The organism is Psychrilyobacter sp., assembly GCF_049671765.1.
GTDB lineage: Bacteria > Fusobacteriota > Fusobacteriia > Fusobacteriales > Fusobacteriaceae > Psychrilyobacter.
The window spans coordinates 1-2016 of the sequence record NZ_JBATVM010000199.1 but is presented as its reverse complement, the minus strand read 5'-3'; the positions used below and the strand labels follow the sequence as shown (position 1 = coordinate 2016).

The 2016-nt window shown below is 27.1% G+C and carries 4 protein-coding genes; all 4 read left to right on the top strand.

The features are described from left to right. The coding region (locus WBG30_RS09855; protein ID WP_424504484.1) for a type I restriction enzyme endonuclease domain-containing protein at positions 1 to 189 on the top strand (189 nt) is incomplete at its 5' end. 44 nt (positions 190 to 233) lie between these two features. Next, positions 234 to 662: a hypothetical protein gene (locus WBG30_RS09850; RefSeq protein WP_424504483.1), complete on the top strand. Its 429-nt coding sequence runs from the start codon at positions 234 to 236 to the stop codon at positions 660 to 662. A gap of 370 nt (positions 663 to 1032) precedes the next feature. Beyond that, complete coding sequence (locus WBG30_RS09845) at positions 1033 to 1215, top strand: hypothetical protein (RefSeq protein WP_424504482.1); 183 nt, start codon at positions 1033 to 1035, stop codon at positions 1213 to 1215. Between the two features lie 343 nt (positions 1216 to 1558). Beyond that, positions 1559 to 1810 carry a hypothetical protein gene (locus tag WBG30_RS09840; protein WP_424504481.1) on the top strand — a complete coding sequence of 84 codons (252 nt, stop codon included), beginning with the start codon at positions 1559 to 1561 and terminating at the stop codon, positions 1808 to 1810. Positions 1811 to 2016 lie beyond the last annotated feature (206 nt).

The following is a 2016-nucleotide window of genomic DNA, read 5'->3' as shown; positions in this document are numbered from 1 at the left end:
GAATTAACTAGATCTGTAAAAGCTAATTTAAAAGTGGATTGGTATGAAAAGGAATCAGCACAAGCAACGATGAGAAAAACTATAAAAAGATTACTTAGAAAATATAAATATCCACCAAAAGGACAAGAAAAAGCAATGGAGACAGTCTTAAGACAAGCTAAATTAATGTGTGAAGAAATGGTAGCATAATTTTTTTTGGTCAAAATATACTGTATTTAATTTAAGGGGGAAGAATGTCATTGTTTAATAAAATAAACATAGAAAAATATGATTTTTTCAAAGAAATTAAAAATCAAATTAAAGATTTGAAAGGTATGATTATTCCTAAACCTTATACAGAAAAACAAATTATAAAAGGATTAGGCAAAAGAAGAGGGAAGGAACCCCTTATCTATAAAATACCTTCTAGAACAGTAAAAAATAAATACTATGAAAAAGGTATAAATTGTGATGAATTTAATTTTTCTTTTTCTTTATTGAAACAAAAAAAATATTTTGATAGGAAAACTTTTAACACAGAGTTACCTTACTGTTCGAAGGAGGGAGGTTGTAATTTTACAACTATTGGTGGTTTATTTGAGTTATTAGGTGTTGCAGAATATAGAGAAAATAAATATGTTTTTATAGATAAAAAAAATGATTTAGGAGAATGTTTTATATGAATATAAAAAAAGAACATTTAAAAAGGAAATACATAATCTAGGAAGAAGTAGTTTAATACTATTAATTATTTCATCTTTCATAAAAATAATCACTACTATTTTCCCTGCTATTACTAGTTATTTTGATGGATATGGGGTTTATATTGTGATCCTAGTAGTCGGAGGACTTTTCTTTCATGCTGTGCTTTCAGAGATAAAATCATTACTTGAAATAATTAAACTCAAAACAAGTAAAAAATAATATCAAATACTAAGAGTCAAAAATTATTTTGGCTCTTTTTTTATTTTATACTTAACAGGAAAAAATATTTATGCTATCCTTTAAATAAGACCAAAGAAAAATATATTTTATTTTAGGGGGAGATTTATTATGAATAGGAAAGAAAAAGCTGATTGGAGAAAAGTTGAAGCAATTATGACTCAATTATCTACTGATAATTTTGATGGAAAGTTAGTTTTAGAGGTAGAACAAGGAAAAATATTATTCTGTGAAAAAGTTTCTAAAAAAACTTATATTGACAATCGACCTAACAATGTTATATATTCTAAATAACAGAAACATTACAAATAAATATTAACTAATCATGGTACATCGATGTGATAATCCCATCGTGTTTGATTAGAGGCTGAGTATATTTTTAAGAGATGTGACTTTACCATCTTTATAGAATTCAGAACAATTGGGAGAAGATCTTCAGGAATTATTGTATAAATAATTTGTCTGCGTGAAACTCCAGCCATATGTCATCGGATAAATACCGAGGCAGTGCATAGACTAGTATAAGTCTATACACTGCCTCTTTTTTTTGTTTTTTTATAAGGGAAATAGTTAATCTAAAGGGAAACTATTTAAATATTGAGATGGTGGGAACTCAATTACCCAACAGGGGGTGCTTATGAACTGGAAGAAAAAGAAAGAAATAAGATTATCTGAAATGGAACTTTTGGAAATCAAAAGAAAGGATCTTGCCAAGGTTGGATGGTTGGCTATGAATAAAACAGAAAAAGAACAGCTAAGAAAGCTTATAAATTTTAATTGGTATAAGATGCCAGACTATGCCAAAGCCAAAATATTAAAAGATGATTATATAAAATTTGAAACTCAGGAACTATCTGTAAAATTTGCTGAGAAATTAAAGAAAAAATAAATTATATATTTTTAAAGATATTACATTAGGTGGACCTCCTAAAACAAATCACCAATGTAATATCTCTATGAATATATAAGAAGGAGGTGAATCTATGAGATGTTAATTAGAGATAAGTTAGAAAGAGTAGGAATAGATAAGTTAGTTCTTTCTGGAATAAAAATAGAGACAGATAAAAAATCATTATTTACTGAAGGTCAAGGATG